Annotated in this window: 20 protein-coding genes and 2 pseudogenes; 12 read left to right on the top strand and 10 right to left on the bottom strand. The window is 45.5% G+C overall.

Annotated elements, in window-relative coordinates; all coding sequences use genetic code 11:
- The first annotated feature begins 44 nt into the window (after positions 1 to 44).
- The gene (locus ACTO17_RS02325; RefSeq protein WP_172535300.1) at positions 45 to 1,037 is read left to right on the top strand and encodes an SCP2 sterol-binding domain-containing protein; all 993 of its coding nucleotides are present in this window, start codon (positions 45 to 47) and stop codon (positions 1,035 to 1,037) included.
- A gap of 86 nt (positions 1,038 to 1,123) precedes the next feature.
- The gene (locus ACTO17_RS02330) at positions 1,124 to 1,537 is read left to right on the top strand and encodes an HIT family protein (RefSeq protein WP_482556748.1); all 414 of its coding nucleotides are present in this window, start codon (positions 1,124 to 1,126) and stop codon (positions 1,535 to 1,537) included.
- A gap of 138 nt (positions 1,538 to 1,675) precedes the next feature.
- On the opposite strand, the gene murG is transcribed toward ACTO17_RS02330, so the two are convergent.
- Positions 1,676 to 2,746, bottom strand: a complete 1,071-nt coding sequence (murG, locus tag ACTO17_RS02335) for an undecaprenyldiphospho-muramoylpentapeptide beta-N-acetylglucosaminyltransferase (protein ID WP_482556749.1) — start codon at positions 2,744 to 2,746, stop codon at positions 1,676 to 1,678.
- 101 nt (positions 2,747 to 2,847) lie between these two features.
- On the opposite strand from murG, the gene ACTO17_RS02340 reads away from it, so the two are divergent.
- The 3 genes from ACTO17_RS02340 to ACTO17_RS02350 all read left to right on the top strand — a co-directional run bounded on the left by ACTO17_RS02340 (position 2,848) and on the right by ACTO17_RS02350 (position 6,582).
- The gene (locus ACTO17_RS02340) at positions 2,848 to 3,330 is read left to right on the top strand and encodes a hypothetical protein (protein ID WP_482556750.1); all 483 of its coding nucleotides are present in this window, start codon (positions 2,848 to 2,850) and stop codon (positions 3,328 to 3,330) included.
- Between the two features lie 113 nt (positions 3,331 to 3,443).
- A complete protein-coding gene (locus ACTO17_RS02345) occupies positions 3,444 to 4,793 on the top strand; it encodes a glucose-6-phosphate isomerase (protein ID WP_482556779.1) in 1,350 nt (449 codons plus the stop codon).
- Positions 4,794 to 5,079: 286 nt separating this feature from the next.
- Positions 5,080 to 6,582, top strand: a complete 1,503-nt coding sequence (locus ACTO17_RS02350; protein WP_172535305.1) for a cell wall hydrolase — start codon at positions 5,080 to 5,082, stop codon at positions 6,580 to 6,582.
- Between the two features lie 256 nt (positions 6,583 to 6,838).
- Here the strand turns inward: ACTO17_RS02350 and ACTO17_RS02355 are convergent.
- The 9 genes and pseudogenes from ACTO17_RS02355 to ACTO17_RS02395 all read right to left on the bottom strand — a co-directional run.
- Positions 6,839 to 7,066, bottom strand: a pseudogene (locus ACTO17_RS02355) (transposase); the annotation flags it as partial.
- Positions 7,067 to 7,271: 205 nt separating this feature from the next.
- Positions 7,272 to 7,616 (bottom strand): hypothetical protein, encoded by a 345-nt coding sequence (locus tag ACTO17_RS02360; RefSeq protein ID WP_172535827.1) that lies wholly within the window; start codon positions 7,614 to 7,616, stop codon positions 7,272 to 7,274.
- A 258-nt stretch (positions 7,617 to 7,874) separates the two neighbouring features.
- Positions 7,875 to 8,480 carry a hypothetical protein gene (locus ACTO17_RS02365; protein ID WP_172537754.1) on the bottom strand — a complete coding sequence of 202 codons (606 nt, stop codon included), beginning with the start codon at positions 8,478 to 8,480 and terminating at the stop codon, positions 7,875 to 7,877.
- 45 nt (positions 8,481 to 8,525) lie between these two features.
- The gene (locus ACTO17_RS02370) at positions 8,526 to 9,596 is read right to left on the bottom strand and encodes a hypothetical protein (RefSeq protein ID WP_482556751.1); all 1,071 of its coding nucleotides are present in this window, start codon (positions 9,594 to 9,596) and stop codon (positions 8,526 to 8,528) included.
- A gap of 94 nt (positions 9,597 to 9,690) precedes the next feature.
- Positions 9,691 to 10,314, bottom strand: coding sequence for a DUF6033 family protein (locus tag ACTO17_RS02375; RefSeq protein WP_482556752.1), 624 nt, complete (start codon positions 10,312 to 10,314; stop codon positions 9,691 to 9,693).
- A gap of 122 nt (positions 10,315 to 10,436) precedes the next feature.
- On the bottom strand, positions 10,437 to 10,676 hold the full coding sequence (locus tag ACTO17_RS02380) for a hypothetical protein (protein ID WP_482556753.1): 240 nt from the start codon (positions 10,674 to 10,676) through the stop codon (positions 10,437 to 10,439).
- A gap of 189 nt (positions 10,677 to 10,865) precedes the next feature.
- Positions 10,866 to 11,006, bottom strand: coding sequence for a hypothetical protein (locus ACTO17_RS02385; RefSeq protein ID WP_482556754.1), 141 nt, complete (start codon positions 11,004 to 11,006; stop codon positions 10,866 to 10,868).
- On the bottom strand, positions 10,984 to 11,532 hold the full coding sequence (locus ACTO17_RS02390; protein ID WP_482556755.1) for an ATP-binding protein: 549 nt from the start codon (positions 11,530 to 11,532) through the stop codon (positions 10,984 to 10,986). Before ACTO17_RS02390 ends, ACTO17_RS02385 begins: the two co-directional genes overlap by 23 nt.
- Before the next feature lie 80 nt (positions 11,533 to 11,612).
- Entirely contained in the window at positions 11,613 to 11,990 is a 378-nt protein-coding gene (locus tag ACTO17_RS02395; protein ID WP_482556756.1) for a LytR/AlgR family response regulator transcription factor, read from the bottom strand.
- A 530-nt stretch (positions 11,991 to 12,520) separates the two neighbouring features.
- On the opposite strand from ACTO17_RS02395, the pseudogene ACTO17_RS02400 reads away from it, so the two are divergent.
- The 7 genes and pseudogenes from ACTO17_RS02400 to ACTO17_RS02430 form a co-directional block, all read left to right on the top strand.
- Positions 12,521 to 12,673: pseudogene (locus ACTO17_RS02400) on the top strand (transposase); the annotation flags it as partial.
- 124 nt (positions 12,674 to 12,797) lie between these two features.
- On the top strand, positions 12,798 to 12,986 hold the full coding sequence (locus ACTO17_RS02405; RefSeq protein WP_482556757.1) for a hypothetical protein: 189 nt from the start codon (positions 12,798 to 12,800) through the stop codon (positions 12,984 to 12,986).
- 239 nt (positions 12,987 to 13,225) lie between these two features.
- On the top strand, positions 13,226 to 14,344 hold the full coding sequence (locus ACTO17_RS02410) for an ROK family transcriptional regulator (protein WP_482556758.1): 1,119 nt from the start codon (positions 13,226 to 13,228) through the stop codon (positions 14,342 to 14,344).
- Positions 14,345 to 14,577: 233 nt separating this feature from the next.
- Positions 14,578 to 15,627, top strand: a complete 1,050-nt coding sequence (locus ACTO17_RS02415) for an NAD(P)-dependent alcohol dehydrogenase (protein WP_482556759.1) — start codon at positions 14,578 to 14,580, stop codon at positions 15,625 to 15,627.
- 107 nt (positions 15,628 to 15,734) lie between these two features.
- Positions 15,735 to 17,111 carry an MFS transporter gene (locus ACTO17_RS02420; protein ID WP_172535831.1) on the top strand — a complete coding sequence of 459 codons (1,377 nt, stop codon included), beginning with the start codon at positions 15,735 to 15,737 and terminating at the stop codon, positions 17,109 to 17,111.
- A gap of 129 nt (positions 17,112 to 17,240) precedes the next feature.
- Positions 17,241 to 17,915: a response regulator transcription factor gene (locus tag ACTO17_RS02425; RefSeq protein ID WP_172535832.1), complete on the top strand. Its 675-nt coding sequence runs from the start codon at positions 17,241 to 17,243 to the stop codon at positions 17,913 to 17,915.
- A complete protein-coding gene (locus ACTO17_RS02430) occupies positions 17,912 to 19,138 on the top strand; it encodes a sensor histidine kinase (RefSeq protein ID WP_172535833.1) in 1,227 nt (408 codons plus the stop codon). Before ACTO17_RS02425 ends, ACTO17_RS02430 begins: the two co-directional genes overlap by 4 nt.

Here is a 19,138-nt window from a genome sequence, read left to right on the forward strand (position 1 = left end):
AAAATTTATATACTAAAGACATTGATAAATTTGGAGGCTTTGGTATGAAAGTTAATATTTATTATGGAGGGCGGGGATTATTGGATGATCCAACCCTGTATGTCATTGATAAAATGCAGGAAGTATTAGTTGAGCTTCGGGTAAATGTGGAGCGTTATAATATTTTTGAGCACAAAAACAGTATTTCTACTCTTCCCCAGACCATCAAGGATGCAGACGGCATTGTATTGGCTACAACAGTAGAGTGGCTTGGAATCGGCGGCTATATGCAGCAGTTTTTGGATTCCTGCTGGCTGTACGGGGATAAAGAGAAGATTGCAGCTACCTATATGCAGCCCGTTGTAATGTCTACCACTTATGGAGAGCGGGAGGGAGAAATTGCTCTTGCAAGCGCCTGGGAGATATTGGGCGGACTTCCCTGTGCCGGTCTGTGCGGTTATGTGGAAGATTTGATTGCCTTTGAGATGAACCGCGATTATACAGTGCTGATTGAAAAGAAAGCAGAGAATCTCTATCGCACCATATCACAGAAATTAAAGAGTCTTCCCAACAGTAATCAGGCAGTGAAGCAGTCTGTGCTGCGTCCGCAGCAGTTAGAATTGACGCCTCAAGAGAGCGAACAGCTGTCCAAGTATGTGTCTGATGACGTTTATGTGAAGAAACAGAAAGAAGATATTGAAGAGCTGAGCAGCATGTTCAAGGATTTACTGGGACAGAGCGAGGAAGATGCGGAGATGGCTTATCTGACAGAATTAGAAGCCCACTTTGTGGCTCAGGACGATTTCTCAGCCACTTATCTGTTTATGATCGACGGAAAGAAAAAGCCGCTGACTGTTGAGGTCCATAATGAAGAACTGCGGGTACACTACGGGCAGGGGGAAAAGATTGATGTCTACGCCAAGATGACGACAACGGTAATGGACAATATTATTCAGGGAAGAATGAGCTTTCAGAGAGCCTTTATGACCGGGGAAATGACGGCCAAAGGGAATTTTAAGACATTGAAAATGCTGGATCAGATTTTTATATTTGGGTAAATAAGCATAGGGTATGTGAAAACCCATAGAAAGATTCCAGGCTGCACAACTCGAAACTTGTCTGAAATACAAACAGGAGGTAGGAAATGAAAGAAAACTGTATATTTTGTAAAATTGCATCCGGGGAAATTCCTTCCAAAACAATTTATGAAAACCATGAATTCCGGGTGATACTGGATATCAATCCGGCATCGAAGGGACATGCCCTGATCATCCCCAAGGAACATTATAATGATATTTATGAATTGCCGGAGGAAGCGGCAGGACATGCGATGATCCTGGCCAAGAAGCTTGCCGCACATATGACGAAAGTGTTAAACTGCGATGGATTTAATATTCTGCAGAATAACGGCGAAGTGGCAGGGCAGACCGTGTTCCATTTTCATATGCATTTGCTTCCGAGATATGATAAAGACGGCAATCAGGACAAGCTCTGCTTTAATCATCTGGACTTATCCCAGGAGGAACTGGAAGAGATCTGTCAAAAACTGCAGCAGTAATTGCTCCGAAAGGTATTGTGTGCGTTTAAATACGTTTATGGCATTTTTGTTGGAGCAAACAATCCATCTTTCGATACACAAAAACCGCCGGATTGCCCTTTGGCTAAGCAACAGCTCATGGGCAATCCGGCAGCACTGCTATTTCTGATTGGCAGCCTCTTCTAAAAGCTGTGCCACTGTCTCTACAGAATTTAACTGTTCGCTTTTAGCCATAGCATTGATGTATTGATTTCTGTTCTGAAATAATTTCTGAACCGCATCCAGAAGAATCACGCTGTTTAACTGCTCCTCTTCAATTACCACACTGTATCCCTGACGCTCAAAGGAACGGGCGTTTAAGATCTGATCTCCCCGGCTTGCATTGGCAGAAAGAGGGATTAAGAGATTGGGCTTTCGAAGGGCTAAGAGCTCGCAGATGGCATTGGCTCCAGCCCGGGAAACCACCAGGTCTGCCAGGGCAAACATATCGCTTAATTCTTTATTTGCATATTCAAATTGCGCATATCCCTTCGTATGAGCCAGAGAAGGGTCCAGTTTTCCTTTTCCGCAGAGATGAAGAACCTGAAATTCTTTCAGCAGATCCGGAAGGAGGCTCCGGACGATTTCATTGATAAATTGGGAGCCGGTGCTGCCGCCGATTACCATAATTACCGGTTTTTCTGCCTGAAACCCGCAGTATGTAAGGCCCTTGAAACGATTTCCGGACAGAAGTTCCTTGCGGATAGGGGAGCCTGTCAGAACTGCCTTGTCAGCCGGGAGATATTTCAAGGTTTCCGGAAAATTGCAGCAGACTTTCCAGGCGTTTGGAATGGCAAGTTTGTTGGCAAGGCCGGGAGTGATATCAGATTCATGAATAATGGCAGGAATCTTCCGGTGTTTGGCAGCCAGAACCACCGGAACCGAGACAAAGCCCCCTTTGGAGAACACAACGTCCGGTTTTAATTTTTTTAACAGGGAACGGGCCTGCCCATAGCCTTTGATGACCTTAAAGGGATCAGAAAAATTTTTCCAGTCAAAATACCGGCGCAGTTTGCCGGAGGAAATTCCATAATAGGGAATACCGTATTGTTCAATCAGTTTTTTTTCAATTCCGTCATAAGAACCGATGTAATGGATATCGTAGCCAAGCTCCTTTAGTCTGGGGAGCAGCGCAATATTCGGGGTGACATGGCCGGCAGTGCCTCCGCCGGTTAACACAATTCTTTTCATGATGACCTCCTGAGTGTTCTTGAATTTATCTGTTCTTATCTTATACTGTTCCTGAAAAAAGATCAAGAGAAGCAAACTGTCGAAAACCGGGAGAATATGCGATGAAAAAAGCCTTTGGAATACTTCACAGATGGGATAAGAATATTTATAATGAATATATCAGGCAGCATATGCATACAGCGGACGGTACCGTCCGGGAATGCGCCTGTGTATCACCGAAAGGAGGGACATGCTTTATGGAAGAATTGATACGTTTTTGCCAGAGGTATCAGGGGCTTTTAAAAGAAGCGGCGCTTGTTCTTATGGGGTTGCTGATTCTGCTGCTTCTGGCAAGAATCTTGCGGCAGATAAAAAGGCTGAACAGAAGCTTTGGAGACATTATCGGAAATGTCCAGGCATATTTTGACGTCATATTGCGGGACGAAGAAGAGGAAGAACCCAAACAGCAGCCGGTGCAGATACATAAGATGGAAGAAACAGAAGAAAGCGTCAGGGACAAACAGGAATTGACGGCAGAACAGGAAAAGAAGAAAGCGGAGGATGAGAAACTGTTTAATGCAGTCTTACAGGAATACTTTTCCTGAAGGGCTTTTCTGTTTGACGAAGCGGGACAGATTTGTTACAATATTCCATAAGCACAGCGGAGAATACCCATGAGGGGTTCTTATACTAAACATATAAAGACAAAGGAGTGGAAATCATGGAAAAAGTATCATTTGATTATGGAAAAGCTGCTGGATTCATCAGCCAGGAAGAAGTCGGTTATATGGAGAAGCTGGTGGAGGATGCCAGAAAAGTATTGGTTTCGAAAAGCGGAGCGGGCAATGATTTTTTAGGATGGCTTGACCTGCCGGTGGAATACGATAAAGAGGAATTTGCAAGAATTAAGAAAGCGGCTGAGAAAATTCAGTCAGACTCCGAAGTGCTGGTAGTGATCGGAATCGGAGGATCTTATCTGGGAGCCAGAGCTGCCATTGAATTTCTGAGACATGGATTTTACAATAATGTGTCAAAGGAAATCCGCAAGACGCCGGAGATTTACTATGCAGGAAACAGTATCAGCAGTTCCTATCTTGCAGGTCTGATTGAAGTAATCGGTGATCGTGATTTTTCTGTGAATGTTATTTCCAAATCCGGAACAACCACAGAACCGGCAATTGCATTCCGTGTGTTTAAGGAAATGTTGGAGAAGAAATACGGCAAAGAAGGCGCAGCAAAGAGAATTTATGCAACTACAGATAAAGCCAGAGGCGCACTGAAAGGACTTGCATCAGAAGAAGGCTATGAGAGCTTTGTAGTGCCGGATGATGTGGGCGGACGTTTTTCTGTATTGACGGCTGTTGGCCTGCTGCCTATTGCAGTAAGCGGAGCAGATTTGGACAAGCTGATGGAAGGCGCGGCATCAGGACGTGAGCGTGCAATGAATCAGCCTTTTGCAGAAAATGATGCAATGCAGTATGCAGCAGTACGCAATATTTTATTGAGAAAAGGCAAAGCAGTGGAAGTGCTTGCAAATTACGAGCCGTCCCTGCACTATGTTTCTGAGTGGTGGAAACAGCTCTATGGAGAAAGCGAAGGAAAAGACCAGAAGGGTATTTTCCCGGCATCTGTGGATTTGACCACAGACCTGCATTCTATGGGACAGTTTATTCAGGATGGTGCCAGAATTATGTTTGAAACCGTAATGAATGTAGAGAAGTCCTACAGCACTATTAAGATCAATCAGGAACCGGTAGATTTAGACGGGTTAAACTATCTTGCCGGCAAAGATATGGATTTTGTAAATAAAAGCGCTATGAATGGAACCATTCTGGCTCATACAGATGGAAATGTTCCGAATCTGGTGGTTAATATTCCGGAACAGAATGAATTTTATCTGGGCGAGCTGTTCTATTTCTATGAATTTGCCTGCGGCTTAAGCGGATATCTGTTGGGTGTGAATCCATTTAATCAGCCGGGAGTTGAAAGCTACAAGCGCAATATGTTTGCACTGCTCGGCAAGCCAGGATATGAAGCGGAGCGGGAAGAACTGCTGAAGAGACTGTAAGAAACAGCGGAATACAGGATATGGAAGAATCTGATTTCAGAGGAATCCATGTCCTGTTTTTTTGCTTTTAAATAGGAATAATCCTGAATTCGATACATAACAGCGGAAAAATAAACGGGGCAGGCTGATAATTCTGAGAATAAATTTGTTACAGACGGCTTGACAATTTACAATTTCTTTGCTATAGTGTAACAAGTTCGTAACATTTGTAACAAATTTGAATAAAATAACATACAAATTTTTAAAGATTGTAAATGTTATTTTAGCAGAAATTCAGGAGGTTAATATGAAATTCGATAAGAAGGTTATGGAAAGCGGAATCGTTGCAGCTTTTACGCTGGTGATGACAGTGTCATCTGTATGCGGAAATAATGTAACAACTCAGGCTCCAGACAGCCAGGAGGTAGAATTGTCAGCAGAACCGGCAGGAGTAGGTGAGGAACTTGTTGTGGCAACAAAGGAAAGAATTGTGAAAGATGTTGTGGCAGCAGCAATCACAGAAAATGAGCCTGAACAAAAAGCAGAAGAAATACAGGAAGTTTCCAATAATGAGAAAGCTGCAAAAGCAGCGGAAGAGCCGAAAGCAGCAGAGCTGAAAGCAGAAACAGAGCCGAAAGCAGCAGAAGCAGAAGAACCGAAAGAGGCAGAAGCTGAGGAGCCGAAGGCGGAAGAGCCGAAAGAGGCAGAAGCTGAGGAGCCAAAAAAGGCAGAAGCAGAAGAGCCGAAGGCAGAAGAGCCAAAAAAGGCAGAAGAGCCGGAAGCAAAAAAACCGGAGAAAGAGGCTGGGGCAGAAGAACCGGAAGCAAAAGCGGAAGCTGCAGCTGAGGAACATACAGAGAATAAGGAAGAAACTGCAGTGACCAATACTCTGGTGGCAGTGGGCAATGAGGAGGTTTCTCCCTGGGCGTCCAAATTGCTGCCCAATGTAGAGGATTATCTGAACATCCGTACAGAGCCCTCCGATGAAGCAGAGCTTGCAGGAAAACTCCATAAGGGAGCATCTGCAGAGATTCTGGAAAAGGGAGAAGAGTGGACTAAAATCAGTTCCGGAAGCGTAGAAGGATATGTAAAAAATGAATTCTGCGTCACTGGTCTTGAGGCAGAAAGCCTTGCAAACCAGGTGGGAACTACTTACGCAACCGCAGTAACAGGAGGCGTAAGAGTCAGAGAAACCACATCTGCTTCAGAAGATACAGAGATTTTAGACGTCCTGGAAGAAGGCGGTAAAATCAAAGTGGATACCGAGGCAGAAACGGCAGAAGGCTGGGTTCCGGTGAAATTAGAAGAAGGAACCGGCTATGTCAGTGAAGAGTTTGTAGAAGTAGAGTTAAAACTTGGAAAAGCAATTTCCATTGAAGAAGAACGCGCTGCAATTGCTGCAGCAGAAGCAGAGAAAGCAAAAAAGGCACAGCAGTCTGCCGGAGGAACTTCTCAGCGGGGAGCAGTATCAGCATCCTATGACGACGTTACCCTGTTGGGAGCCCTGATTCAGTGTGAAGCAGGAAGTGAGCCTTATGAAGGAAAACTGGCAGTAGGAGCTGTAGTAATGAACCGTCTCCGGGCAGGTTATGCAGGAAGCATTTCCGGTGTTATTTACCAGAGCGGCCAGTTTACGCCGGCATCCAGCGGCGCCCTCGCAAGCGTGCTTGCAAGCGGTGTATCCGGAAGCTGTATCCAGGCGGCGCAGGAGGCAATTGCCGGAGCCAGCAATGTAGGCGGAGCCACAAGTTTTCGGAATGCGGCGTCCGGAGCATCCGGAATAGTAATTGGAAACCATGTATTTTTCTAATTGAATTCAGGAAAAATAAAAAAGAAGGGGCTGTCGGGAAATAACGATTTATGCCCCTGATAGGTAAGAAAAAACAGTCCAGTAGAAATCCAGGATTTTTCAAGGCCCTGGATTTTTACCGGACTGTTTCCTTCTTTCAGCAGCATCTATTTTAGGGCGCAAAATCCCCTTATTTGGATTTTGAGAAGCGCTCCTTTGGCTAAGCTGCTTTCTGCTCCTTTTTTCCTTCATATTTTTCAATTTCATGATGGATAAATCAGTGGTATTTCATGATGTTTCGACCGATTGCATACAGCATAAACTCTTTATATACTTTTTCCGCTGAACGGTAATTGAACCTTCGGAAGTTCTCGTTTTCTTTTATGTCCCCAAAGTGTCCTTCCGTCTGGATGGAGCGTGTCTGCCTTTTCAGGATACCTGTCTCACTCCGGATGTTCGCATTGGATTCTTCTTTCAGTTTTTCCCGTCGTTCGTTGATCTTCATGAAATCCTTGGTAAGCATAGTTCCATTATAACATGGAATGGAGAAAAGATGGTTGTTGTTAGCCATCTTTTTTCTTTTTTAATGGATAAATTTCAGTGGCAGGTGTAATCCGCATGGATCCAACCTGCCACTGTGTATGGCTATCTATTTCCCGACAGCCCCTTTTATCATTTGTGCTTTATTGTTTTTTCCCATGAGAATCAACCTACGCATTGTTCTTTGAACGCTTATCAAGCTCCTTTATGTATTCATCAAATGTGTATATCTTATCTTCTCCCGCAAAACGGAATCGTGCCCTTGTCCCTTCTATGCAGGTTGCCTTTATCATATCGGAAACGGACATTTTCTTGCTCTGGTTGCTCTGCACCTGCTTATCAACCGACTGCATAAGTTCCTCTTTCGTCCAGACCTTTCCTACAAAAGAGGGAGGCGTCTGCGATGCCATTCCCATAAACTCCCTGTCAAAACTCTGTGTGCCGTCCTGTGCCTGGCGCACCTTTGCTTTTCCTGCTGCCGGGTATCCTGCTGCTCCTATTTCATTAACATTCATTTCCTTTCATCCTCCATTATTTTTAATATTGCGGCTCCTCTGTCGGTCAGAGCCGCCCCTGCTCTCTTGATATAAGTCCGAGCAGTTTATTGCTTCATGCAAAAAACTTTATTTACGTTCCACGGTCAAATTCCATACCGACCTTCACCTCCTCTCGCTGCTTCCCGATTCACCAATCTGCCGGAACGCCGGGGATGCCTGCCCCGCCTTGTCAGACTGTGGCTTATCGGGGATATGCAGCCGTAGCTTCATTTCCTTCTATGCCTTTGCATCAAAGCTATTCTGCGGATTCTCCACACCCATCGCATCTTCACCCGCCAACGGAATGCCCCTCTTTGCATTTCCCCATGCCTCGTTATAAATCATGCACATTTCCGTCTGTCTGGATGCCTCCGCATTGGTGGTATACATCGTCCACCCATTGTTGGAATAAGTCGCCACCATCTCACCGTTCTTATCATAAAACTCTATGTAATCGCTGTTGCCTGACGGCAGTTTCTGATATTTTACTTTCCCTTCCAGAAGCGTTGCCACAAAATCTATGGGCTTAATCACAGTCTGCCTGTTTCCTGAAACAGCTTTCAGCCCGGAAGTGATAATCCCCTTTCTATCCGGAGACACTTCCGATGTGTAGCTTTTCATCAGCCTGTTAAACCCTTCGGATTTATTCTGGAACTGTCCTTTTGCAAAATCCTCATATGCCTGTTCCCTAATCTTCTTCCGATATTCTTCATCACTGACACCGCTTTTCTTTTTGGAGAAAACATATTTGTCATTGAAGTCCGGCAGATGGATACCTACTATACTTCCTGTTCCTGAAAAATATCTGTTCTGCAATGAACCATTAGACGAACTTACCTGCATTATTCCACCCTCTCCTGTAAATCTATTATTCTGTTTCAGCGGAGCCTATAAAACCTTCTTGAACTGATAGTTATACATATCGGAATACATATTGCCGGAGGACTTTGGTGTAAATCGGCCATCCAGTGCGCCCATATCCACCGCAAAACCGCTGTCCGCCACGGAGAACGCCCCATCCTTGAACTGGAACTGTGAAGTGAAATCGGGAATCCCCAAGTCTCCGCTTATCCTGATCTTCCCTATGATATCCACCAGCGCATCCTTTATCCGTTCTATCCTGGCATTGTCCTTTGTCTTGTTGATCAGATTAGCCGCCTTGTCCGGCAGCCCTCCAATCTTCCCGTCTGGCGTCAGATAAAGATTTTCTAAGGAAATGTCCTCCCCTGTAACCCCTTTCAGGTAGCGCCGGACTTCCTGTATGTCCGTGGCACTGTCAAATTGTTTCTGGTGGAGCTGCTCCAGCTCTTTTATATAATTCGGCTCCGTCTCCTTTAAGACGGCATTATACTGATCAAGATATTCCCGCCAGTTTTCATCTTTCTGACTGTATGTCCCGTGAAGGTTCCCATATGCTTCCCTGATGGCATCAGTCTTTTCATGCTCCTTGTTTTCAGTAACATGGAAGCTGATCTTATAATAATCATCCGGGGAAATTTCCTCCCCATTTCCGTTTTCTACCTTGAAGCAGTATTGATTGGTATTGATATCCCAATTAGGGACGGTCAGCTTCTTCCGCCCTTCCCCGTTCCACTCTGCCTTCCCCACCTGATTGCCGTATTCGTCATACAGGGTAACATCGTAATCACAGCCTTCCGGCATATCTATATAAACCCCAACGCCAAAGTAATTCCGCTGAAAGTTCATAAATGGGATAGAAAAGTGATAAAAATCCACATCCTTTTTATCACTGAGACTTCCTTTCAGGCTGCTGGTCTCATCCTTGATCAGAAAATTCAAATCCAGGAATGTGCTGCCTTTGTCCTTATCGGAAACCACATAAGTGGTATGTTGTCTGCGGTAAGTGTTATTGCTGCTGAGGGTACAGGTGCCCTCCCGCAGTTCCATGTTCCTGCGCATCTTCCCGTCAAAAAATGCCTCCGGCTCTTTTCCCGTCATGAAGTATACCAGCTTGTTCCTGAAAGCCGCTCCATATGCGGAACCTTGTTCATTTACAATAGTTATTCCAATTGTCCACTTTCCTTTCTGTCATTTATGCCTTGATGTCAACAGGCTTATGGTACGCATCCGATATGACGGTCGCCGGCTGCGCTGAAACCTGAATCTTTTCCAGCCGTTCTTCTTCCTGTTCCTTCTGCTCTTTTCTCTTTTCCTCGGCGCGTTCCTGCTCCTTTTTCTCCTTTAATTTTTCCTCCCGTTCCTCTGCCAGTTCCTTCCAGCCTTTTACTCCGCTGTCGGAAGTTACCGTGGTGGATGCCATCATAGTTATGTTCCCTGTGCTGTCGATGCTCCAACTTTCCGTATGGTTCACCACCCTTGCCCCGATAGCCCTTGCATTGGCCTGGGCGCTCTTAAGGCCGTTTTCATAACCTTCTTTGAAGTAAGCAAGGCTTTCTTCCAGTTCTTTCGCCTTTTCCGGGTTCTTTGCGCACTCCTTCAGGTAAGAGCCCGAAATTGCCACGCTGCCATTTTTTACACAGTCATAATTCTTCTGCAGGTAGGAATAATAATCCGATACGCTGTCTGTCCCTGTGTTCTTCGTCTGTGCAGGCGCAGCTTCCTTTGTTTCTGTTTTTTTCACTGTCTCATTTTTCTGTGCCGTGTATGTACTCCCATACACATTGCTGTAGTTGCTTCCAATTCCTGTAATTGCCATGATTTCGTCCTCCTTGATAAAATTTTTATTGTTAATGACGGCCCCTCTGTCATTCGGAGCCGCCCATGCCCCCTTATGGTAAGTCCGGGCATGATCTTCCTTACTTCAAAATGCCCGCCGCTTCATATGCTGCAATCGAAACTCAGACGTGCATATTCCTCACGCCTTTTTTTCTTTGCCGCCTGCTCCACCTCGAACTGGCGCAGTTCTTCTTCCGTAGGCCCGGATATGTTTCCACCCCCACTTGATCCTGCAGCATGGGCAATCTCCCCATTTTCATCCAGTACAACTACGCAGGAATATATTCTGCCCGGTGGCAGTGTTGCCTGGTCTTTCATAATAAAACTTTCTACTTTAGCCATTACCTGCTGTGCCAGAGCCGGGTCATTTTTTCTTCTAACGCAGGTGGCACAACGATTGCTTTCTCTCCAAGCGTAGAATCTATCCTCGACTGTACGCTTGCGTCCGCCAGTTTGGGTTCCGCCCCTGACGGTTTCCAATCTAAAACCGATTCATCAACCTTATCACTGAAAAACTTTTCATGGGGAAAATCATACCTCTGACTGCCCCGCCGCCTTTGCCGCCGCAAGCTCCGTAAAACTCACGCCTCCATTCTTATCAGCCGCCGCATTCTTCCGGTACTGCTCCGCCAGATAGTACCCTCCCAATTTACCTGTCACTCCGAAATCCATCTTCCTCTCTCCTTTCATTTTTCATCATCACGGACAGGATAAACACCCTGTCCTTTACCTTAAAATCCATTGTCCCCTGATACTTTTCAGCCATGCTTTTGATGTTGGCAAGCCCTATCCCATGATTCTCCCGGTCTGCCTTATCCGTCACAGGAAACTCATTCTGCGGTTTTCTCACCACCTTTCCGTCAAAGCTGTTCTCCATTTTCAGGAAAAACAGTTCCCTCTTTTGGAATGAACTGATGCGGATAAAGGCTTTTGCATCCGGCTCTTTCGCTTTCAGCTTCCTGCAAGCCTCCATTGCGTTATCCAGCGCATTCCCTAAAATAATGCCAATATCATAACTTTGGATGAACAGTTTTTCAGGGAACTGCAGCCCCTCCACATCCATCTGCAAATCCGGCGCTGCACGGATAATCTCATGGTATTTCATATTCAGCAGGGTATCCACGACTGTGTTCCCTGTTTTGAACCGGAATTCCAGTCTGTCCATAGTCTGGTTCAGTTCCTCCAGATAGGTTTGCAATTCTTCCCCCTGCTCTCAATATACAGGATGCCATTCAGGTTAAGCGTATACCCCTGGTTCTTCGCCCTTATGAATATCTGCTATTCCTTCTGCCCCTTCCTTTTCCCGGCTTCCTCCGCCGTCCTGCCAAGCGCTTCCATGAATTTCTGTTCCTCAATCGGCTTTAGCAGGTAGTGGAACGCCGACACGTCAAACGCCTCAAACACATATTTCCTGATTCCCGTAATGAAGATGACCACCGCATCCATGCCGGACTGCCGGAGGGTTCTCGCCGCCTCAATACCGTCCATGCCCTCCATCTGTACGTCAAGGAAGATAATGTCAAAACCGGTTCCTGCCGCAAGCAGTCCTTCCCCCGTTGCAAAACCGCTTATATGAAAATCTGGGTTCCGTTTTTTTATGAATCCGCCAATCTGCTCTCTGATGGCTTCCTCATCATCTACCACTGCTATATTCAAAATTCATCACCTCGGATTTCCGTTTCTGCCGTCACTTAATTTATCGGCAGATTTTCTGTTATTTGGGGATGTAAGGAATGAAAGGCATATAAAATGGAGTGAAAGGCATAAATGCAGTGAAGAAATTCCAAAATAAGTCTAAAGTTTTTCGCCATTCGTCTGATATAGGGGAAACGCAGGGCCCGCCGTGTAAGCATATTACTTCTTATTTCCCCGGATTCCAAGTAATTTCCGTTATCAGGCTGTCCGGCCTGCCTGCGGAAAAAGCTAACCGCCGCATATGGCGGATGAAGTCCATAGCATAGTGCGGCGGTTAGCTTTTGTGTATCTCTTATCATTTAATTTGTCACGGCATAAGCCTGTCTATACCGTTTCGTAGGAAACCAGTTCTTCCACCGTGCTGTACAGTCAAAACCACCGGCTTAGCCGGTGGCTTGCACTGCCCTTATAAGGGGCTATTACCTGCTTGCGCGCCGGAAGGCGCACTGAGGGTCTGCCAACTGCACCACATTTACAGCCGGGGCTGTCGGGAAATTGGGGACATAAAAGAAAACGAGGACTTCCGAAGGTTCAACTACCGTTCAGCGGAAAAGGTATATAAAGAGTTTATGCTGTATGCAATCGGTCGAAACATCATGAAATACCACAGATTTGTGCATCATGATGTTGCTGTGATGTGTTAAAATGATATAATAACAAAAACAGTATGAAACAATTGTTACGGAAAAAGTGGATGAGCATTTTATTTTTCTGTAATATTACTCCGGCGGTTAAAATTCGTCGATATTTAACCGCCGGAGTAATATTATGTTTGGCACGGGTTTTTTCGCATTGGGATGCAGTCTGTGGATGGGAGTCCGGGATAACATTCGCCGGATGATTATTGCAGAAGGCCCCATGCAGGGCTGCAATGCGTCTTTCCAGATAGAGAACGGCGGAATCAGTGATTTTTTAAGGAGCTATCCAAACTTCCGAAATCATCCCTTCTGGAAGTGACTTTTGATGACAAAGGGTATAAACGGTTTGCTGCCCAGATGAATCGTCTGCAGACCATAGCCATTATCATATTCCTGGTTTGACAGGGAAAAATTGAAAGGCGAATCCCATTCAGCTGTTGGGAGTCAGGGAGGAAGAATAGCTTTTAATTACAGCGAAACAAAAAAATCGTGGAAAACCTGTGCTTTTTGTGGTATGTTATACTTAGATAAACACTTTTAGAAAGTATGGGAGCCAAAATGGATAAAAAGAAAAATACAAACAGGGAAGTAAAGAAGAAGAACAGAAACGAGGTTTTTCGCTACATATGCAAAACAGGGATGGCATCTAATCCTGACATATCTTATGAACTGAAATTAAGCCTTCCAACGGTGACGCAAATCACCAAAGAATTGATTGAGCGGGGGCTTGTAGAAGAAAAGGGGGAGATGGAATCTACGGGGGGAAGGCGGGCGAAAGCCCTGGCTGTTTCTGAGAACGCCGGAAAAGCGGCAGGACTGGACATTACAAAAAATCATATCAGTATGGTTCTGACAGAACTGACGGGCAGGATTTTAAAATACCAACGGATAGTTCTGCCCTATGCCCCGGGAGATGATTATTATAAGGAGGTCTGCGGGAAACTGGAAGATTTTTTGAAGGAGGGCGGATGCGGCAGGGAGAGCATATTGGGAATTGGAATATCATTTCCGGGAATTATGGATCTGGAGCAGGAAGTGGTTGCGGATTCCCATGTACTTGGAGTGAGAACTCTGCCATTTTCCGCTGTCAGCCGCTTTTTCCCTTATCCCTGCCATTTCTTAAATGATGCAAATGCGGGGGCGTATGCGGAAGGAATTCAGTCTGAAAGCATGGAGCGTTTTTTTTATCTGTCCCTGAGCAATACGGTAGGGGGCGCTGTCTACAGCAGCGGAAAACTGGAGCAGGGGCGGAATTTCCGCTGCGGGGAAGCGGGCCATATGACAGTTGTCCCGGATGGGAAAGCCTGCTACTGCGGTAAATATGGATGCCTGGATGCCTACTGCTCCGCAAAATGCCTGACCGACGGAAGAGTGGAGGATTTTTTTGAACGCTTGAGGAATGGGGAACCGGAAGCGGCCGCCCTCTGGGAAAATTATACGTCTTATCTGGCCATAGCAGTGAATAATATTCACATGGTGTTAGATTGTGATATTGTTTTGGGAGGTTATGTAGGAAGCTGCATGGAGGAATTTGTTCGTGATATCCGGGATAAGGTATCAGAAAGGAACACATTTGCAGAGGACAGTTCTTTTATCAGAACCTGCAGCCATAAGATTGGAGCGGCGGCGCTGGGGGCTTCGCTGAAAGTGATAGAGCTGTTTATGGAGCAGGTATAAAGATTCATTAAAATGAAAGTTTGAGATTTCAGAGATGGAATCTCTTTTTTTGTTTAAAAATATGTGAATTTCTACTAAAAATGGAAGACATAATTTGGTCGATTTGACGAAAAAATAGAAGATTTTGAATTTAATATTGACAAAAATCACTTACTGGAATAAAATCATACACATAATAAAACTATTTAATAAAGTATTAAATAAACAATAAAAGAAAGAGGAGGAAATTAAAAATGGAAGGTACAATGAAAACTGCTGTTATGTTGGGAATCGGTAAGATGGGGTTTGAAGAGAGGGCGATTCCAGAGCCTAAGGACGACGAGGTTCTTGTAAAATTAGAATATGTGGGTATCTGCGGCAGCGACCTGCATTACTATGAGACAGGGGCAATCGGGGATTATGTGGTAAAGCCGCCCTTTGTACTGGGACATGAGCCCGGCGGCACGGTGGTGGAAGTGGGGAAAAATGTCAGTCATTTAAAGGTCGGTGACCGGGTTGCATTGGAGCCTGGAAAAACCTGCGGACACTGTGAGTTCTGCAAAACAGGAAATTACAACCTTTGCCCGGACGTGGTATTTTTTGCAACGCCTCCGGTGGACGGGGTTTTCCAGGAATATGTGGCCCATGAAGCGGAGCTTTGTTTTAAACTGCCGGATAACGTAAGTACATTGGAAGGAGCTTTGATCGAACCCCTGGCAGTGGGCTTTCATGCGGCTATGCAGGGCGGCGCAAGGGCAGGTCAGACAGCAGTAGTCATGGGCGCAGGCTGCATCGGCCTTGTAACGATGATGGCATTAAAAGCAATGGGAGTCTCCAGGGTATATGTGGTGGATATTATGGAAAAACGGCTGCAGAAAGCTTTGGAACTGGGAGCGGACGGAGTCATCAATGGAAGCCGGGCAGATGCAGTGGAAGAGGTAAGGAAGCTGACGGACGGCAGAGGATGTGATCTTGCTGTGGAAACAGCAGGCACCCAGGCAACCACCGTTCAGACCATCCATATGACGAAAAAGGGTGCAGTGATTGTTCTGGTCGGATACAGCAAGAGCGGGGAAATGACGCTTCCCATGAGCCTTGCGCTGGATAAGGAGCTGACCTTTAAGACTGTGTTCCGTTACCGCCATATCTATCCGATGGCCATTGATGCAGTTGCAGCAGGCAAGGTGAATCTGAAAGGCATTGTGACAGATGTGTTTGGACTGGATGAGGCGCAGAAAGCCATGGATTACAGTGTAAACAATAAGGCGGATATTGTAAAAGCTGTGATCCGCATTGCAGAGTAACCAGGCCGTAGAACCAGATATTACGCCTCTGAAAATCACAGGGAATGAAAAATTCTTTTTCGGAGGCGTATATATTTGGGAATGGAGTATTTAGAAGGAGGATGGCAATGGAACAGAAAAATACAGATATAAAAGTGCCGCTGATCAGCAAAATTGCTTACGGCATGGGCGATGTGGGGTGTAATTTCAGTTGGATGTTTGTGGGAAATTTCCTGATGATTTTTTATACGGATGTTTTTGGAATTGGAATGGGTGCAGTGGCGGGACTGATGCTGTTTTCCAGGTTTTGGGACGCCATCAACGATCCGGTCATCGGAGGGCTGAGTGACAAAACCCATACCAGATGGGGAAGATACCGTCCCTGGCTGCTGGTTGCTGCGCCCCTTACGGCCATTGTATTGATGCTGACATTCTGGGCCCATCCGGACTGGCCGTCTACGGTAAAGATTGTTTATATGGCAATTACTTACTGTATTCTGGTGCTGGGTTATACCTGCGTGAATATTCCCTATGGGACGCTGTGCGGCGCCATGACACAGAATATAGAAGAGCGGGCCAAAATCAATACGTTTCGTTCCGTCAGCGCAATGATCGCCATCGGCATTATCAACATTATCACGGTTCCTCTGATTGCGGCCCTTGGCAGCGGAAATGATAAACGGGGATATCTTTTGGTGGCGGCTATTTACGGATGCATCTTTGCGGCCTGCCATATTTTCTGCTTTGCCAAAACGAAGGAAGTCGTGGAGGTGCCTGAAAAGGAAAAAATATCTTTAAAAGTGCAGCTTTCGGCTGTGGCAAAAAACAAACCCTATATGATTGCGGTGGCAGGGCAGTTTTTGTTTGGAGTTACGCTTTACGGAAGGAATGCAGACGCCCTTTATTATTTTACTTATGTGGAAGGAAACCAGGCGTTGTTCAGTACATATTCCCTTTGCATCATTATCCCCTCGATTATTGGGGCGGCCTGTTTTCCGGTAGTATTCCGGCTGACAAACAATAAGGGACGTTCGGCCTCTATCTTTGCATTGCTTACCGGAATCAGCATGTTCTGCATGTACTTTTTTACGGTGGGTAAGACACCGGTGCAGTTTTATCTGTTTTCGTGTCTGTCGCAGTTTTTCTTTTCAGGGTTTAACACGGCTATTTATGCCATTGTACCGGATTGTGTGGAATATGGAGAATGGAAAACAGGGCTTCGCAACGATGGTTTCCAGTATGCGTTTATTTCACTGGGAAATAAGATAGGAATGGCGATCGGGACTTCCGTTCTGGCGGGAGTTTTGGGCAGCATGGGATATGCGGCGAACCAACAGCAGAACCCGGCTGTGCTGGCTGTGATGAAACATTCTTTTACTACCGTTCCGGGTCTTTTATGGATTATTACAGCGTTAGTGCTGTATTTCTACCGTCTGAACAAAAAGACTTACCATACAATCGTGCAGGAAATTCAGATAAGGAAAAAAAGCGGGAATCAGGGATAAACGGGTCGGTGCAGGAGTTCTTTTCTGTCTGTTTTGAATATCGAAAATTTTTCAAAGAAAAGCGGAAAATCTTTAGCCTTTCTTAATTGTATAATGCTATAATGGAAAAAACAGACGGAGGGAACATCAATGAGAATTTTGATTGCGGAAGACGACGCAAGATTGCTGAAATCTCTGCTGCATATTTTTGAAATAAATAAATTCACTGCCGATGGTGTATCTACGGGAACGGATGCATTGGAATATGCATTATCTGGAGAGTATGACGGATTAGTCCTGGATATTATGATGCCGGAAATGGACGGTATTATGGTATTGAAAAAACTTCGGGAGAAAAATATTACCACACCGGCTCTGTTTTTGACTGCAAGGACAGAAGTTTCCCAACGGGTAGAAGGACTGAATGCAGGCGCAGACGATTATTTACCCAAACCCTTTGCCACGTCAGAGCTGTTGGCAAGGGTGCGGGCAATGCTGCGGCGGAAGGAACATTATATGCCGGACCTTCTAACCTTTCATCACACAATACTTAACCGGTCGACATATGAAATTATTTTTCAGGAGACGGCCCGGCCGCTGAGCGCCAAGGAATTTCAAATCATGGAGATGCTGATGCAGAAGCCGGGGATGATTATCTCCCCAGAACAGTTTTTGATCCATATATGGGGATGGGAGGCTAATGTGGAAATCAGTTCCGTCTGGGTGCATATTTCAAATCTCAGAAAGAAATTAGATATAATTGGAGCGCCGATCCATATTCGCTCTGTGCGGGGGGCCGGATATATTCTGGAGGCGGAATCATGATTTATCATTTGCAGAAGAAAGTGATCCGCATTTGCGGAATTTCCGTGTTTCTTGTGTTTTCTGCGATCTTTGCACTGATTTTCAGTATCGGCAAAAATCAGCTAAATCAGGCGATGGATGCGCTGACAGACCGCATTTCAGAAAATAACGGTATTTTTCCGGAATTTGAGGGGGACGGGCCCTTTCCGAAAATGGGAAAAATGCCGGATTTTATGACGGAAGAAACACCCTTTGCCACTCGTTTTTTTACCGTTTGCTTTGATGAAAAGGGAAATATTGCAAAGGCCGACATCGAATTCGTATCTTCGGTGACAGAAACACTTGCCGGAGAGTATGGCGCAGAGGCATACAGAAGAGGGAAAGAGCGGGGATGGATGGAGAATTACCGCTATAAGATGTATGAGGGAGAGTTGGGAAAAACGGTTGTATTTGTGGACGGCAGTATGAGCCGTTTCATGTTTCAAAGGGTGCTTCTGGCAGCAGGAATTGTTCTTGTGGTCAGTATGGTGATAATATGGCTGGCTGCGGTGGTGTTTTCCAGGCGGGCGGTAAAGCCAATGGCAGAAAGCTTTGAGAAACAGAAACAGTTTATCACAGACGCCAATCATGAGCTGAAAACGCCGCTGACGCTGATTCTTACAAATCTGGATATTCTGGAAGCAGAAGTGGGCAAAAATGAATGGCTGTCGGATATCCGGAGCGAGGGAGAGAGAATGAACGCTCTTGTAAACCAGCTGGTACTGTTGGCAAGAATGGATGAAGACCGGTCAAATCTGGATTGCCGGATGTTTTCTCTGAGCGATATGGTAAAGGAAGCGGTTTCAGAATTTCAGATGATGGCGGAATACAGGGGCAAACAGCTTACGGCCCGGATTGCGCCGGGAATTCGGTACCGGGGAGATGAAACGTCCATTCACAGAGTCATTTGGATTCTTTTGGATAATGCGGTGAAATACTGCGACAAGGCCGGAAGGATTCATGTGGTTTTAGAGGAGAGAAAACATCCGGTTCTTTATGTTGAAAACACATACGCAAATGTGGAGAATATCAGATTGGAGAGATTATTTGACCGGTTTTACCGGGAGGACAAGGCAAGAACCTCCCCCGGAGGGTTCGGCATAGGGCTGGCGATTGCGAAAGCCATTGTGAAAAGCCACAGAGGAGAAATCAGCGCATATAATAAAGGGGGAAATAATATTGGATTTAAAACAGTTTTAAAATAG

The organism is Petralouisia sp. (genome assembly GCF_056822245.1).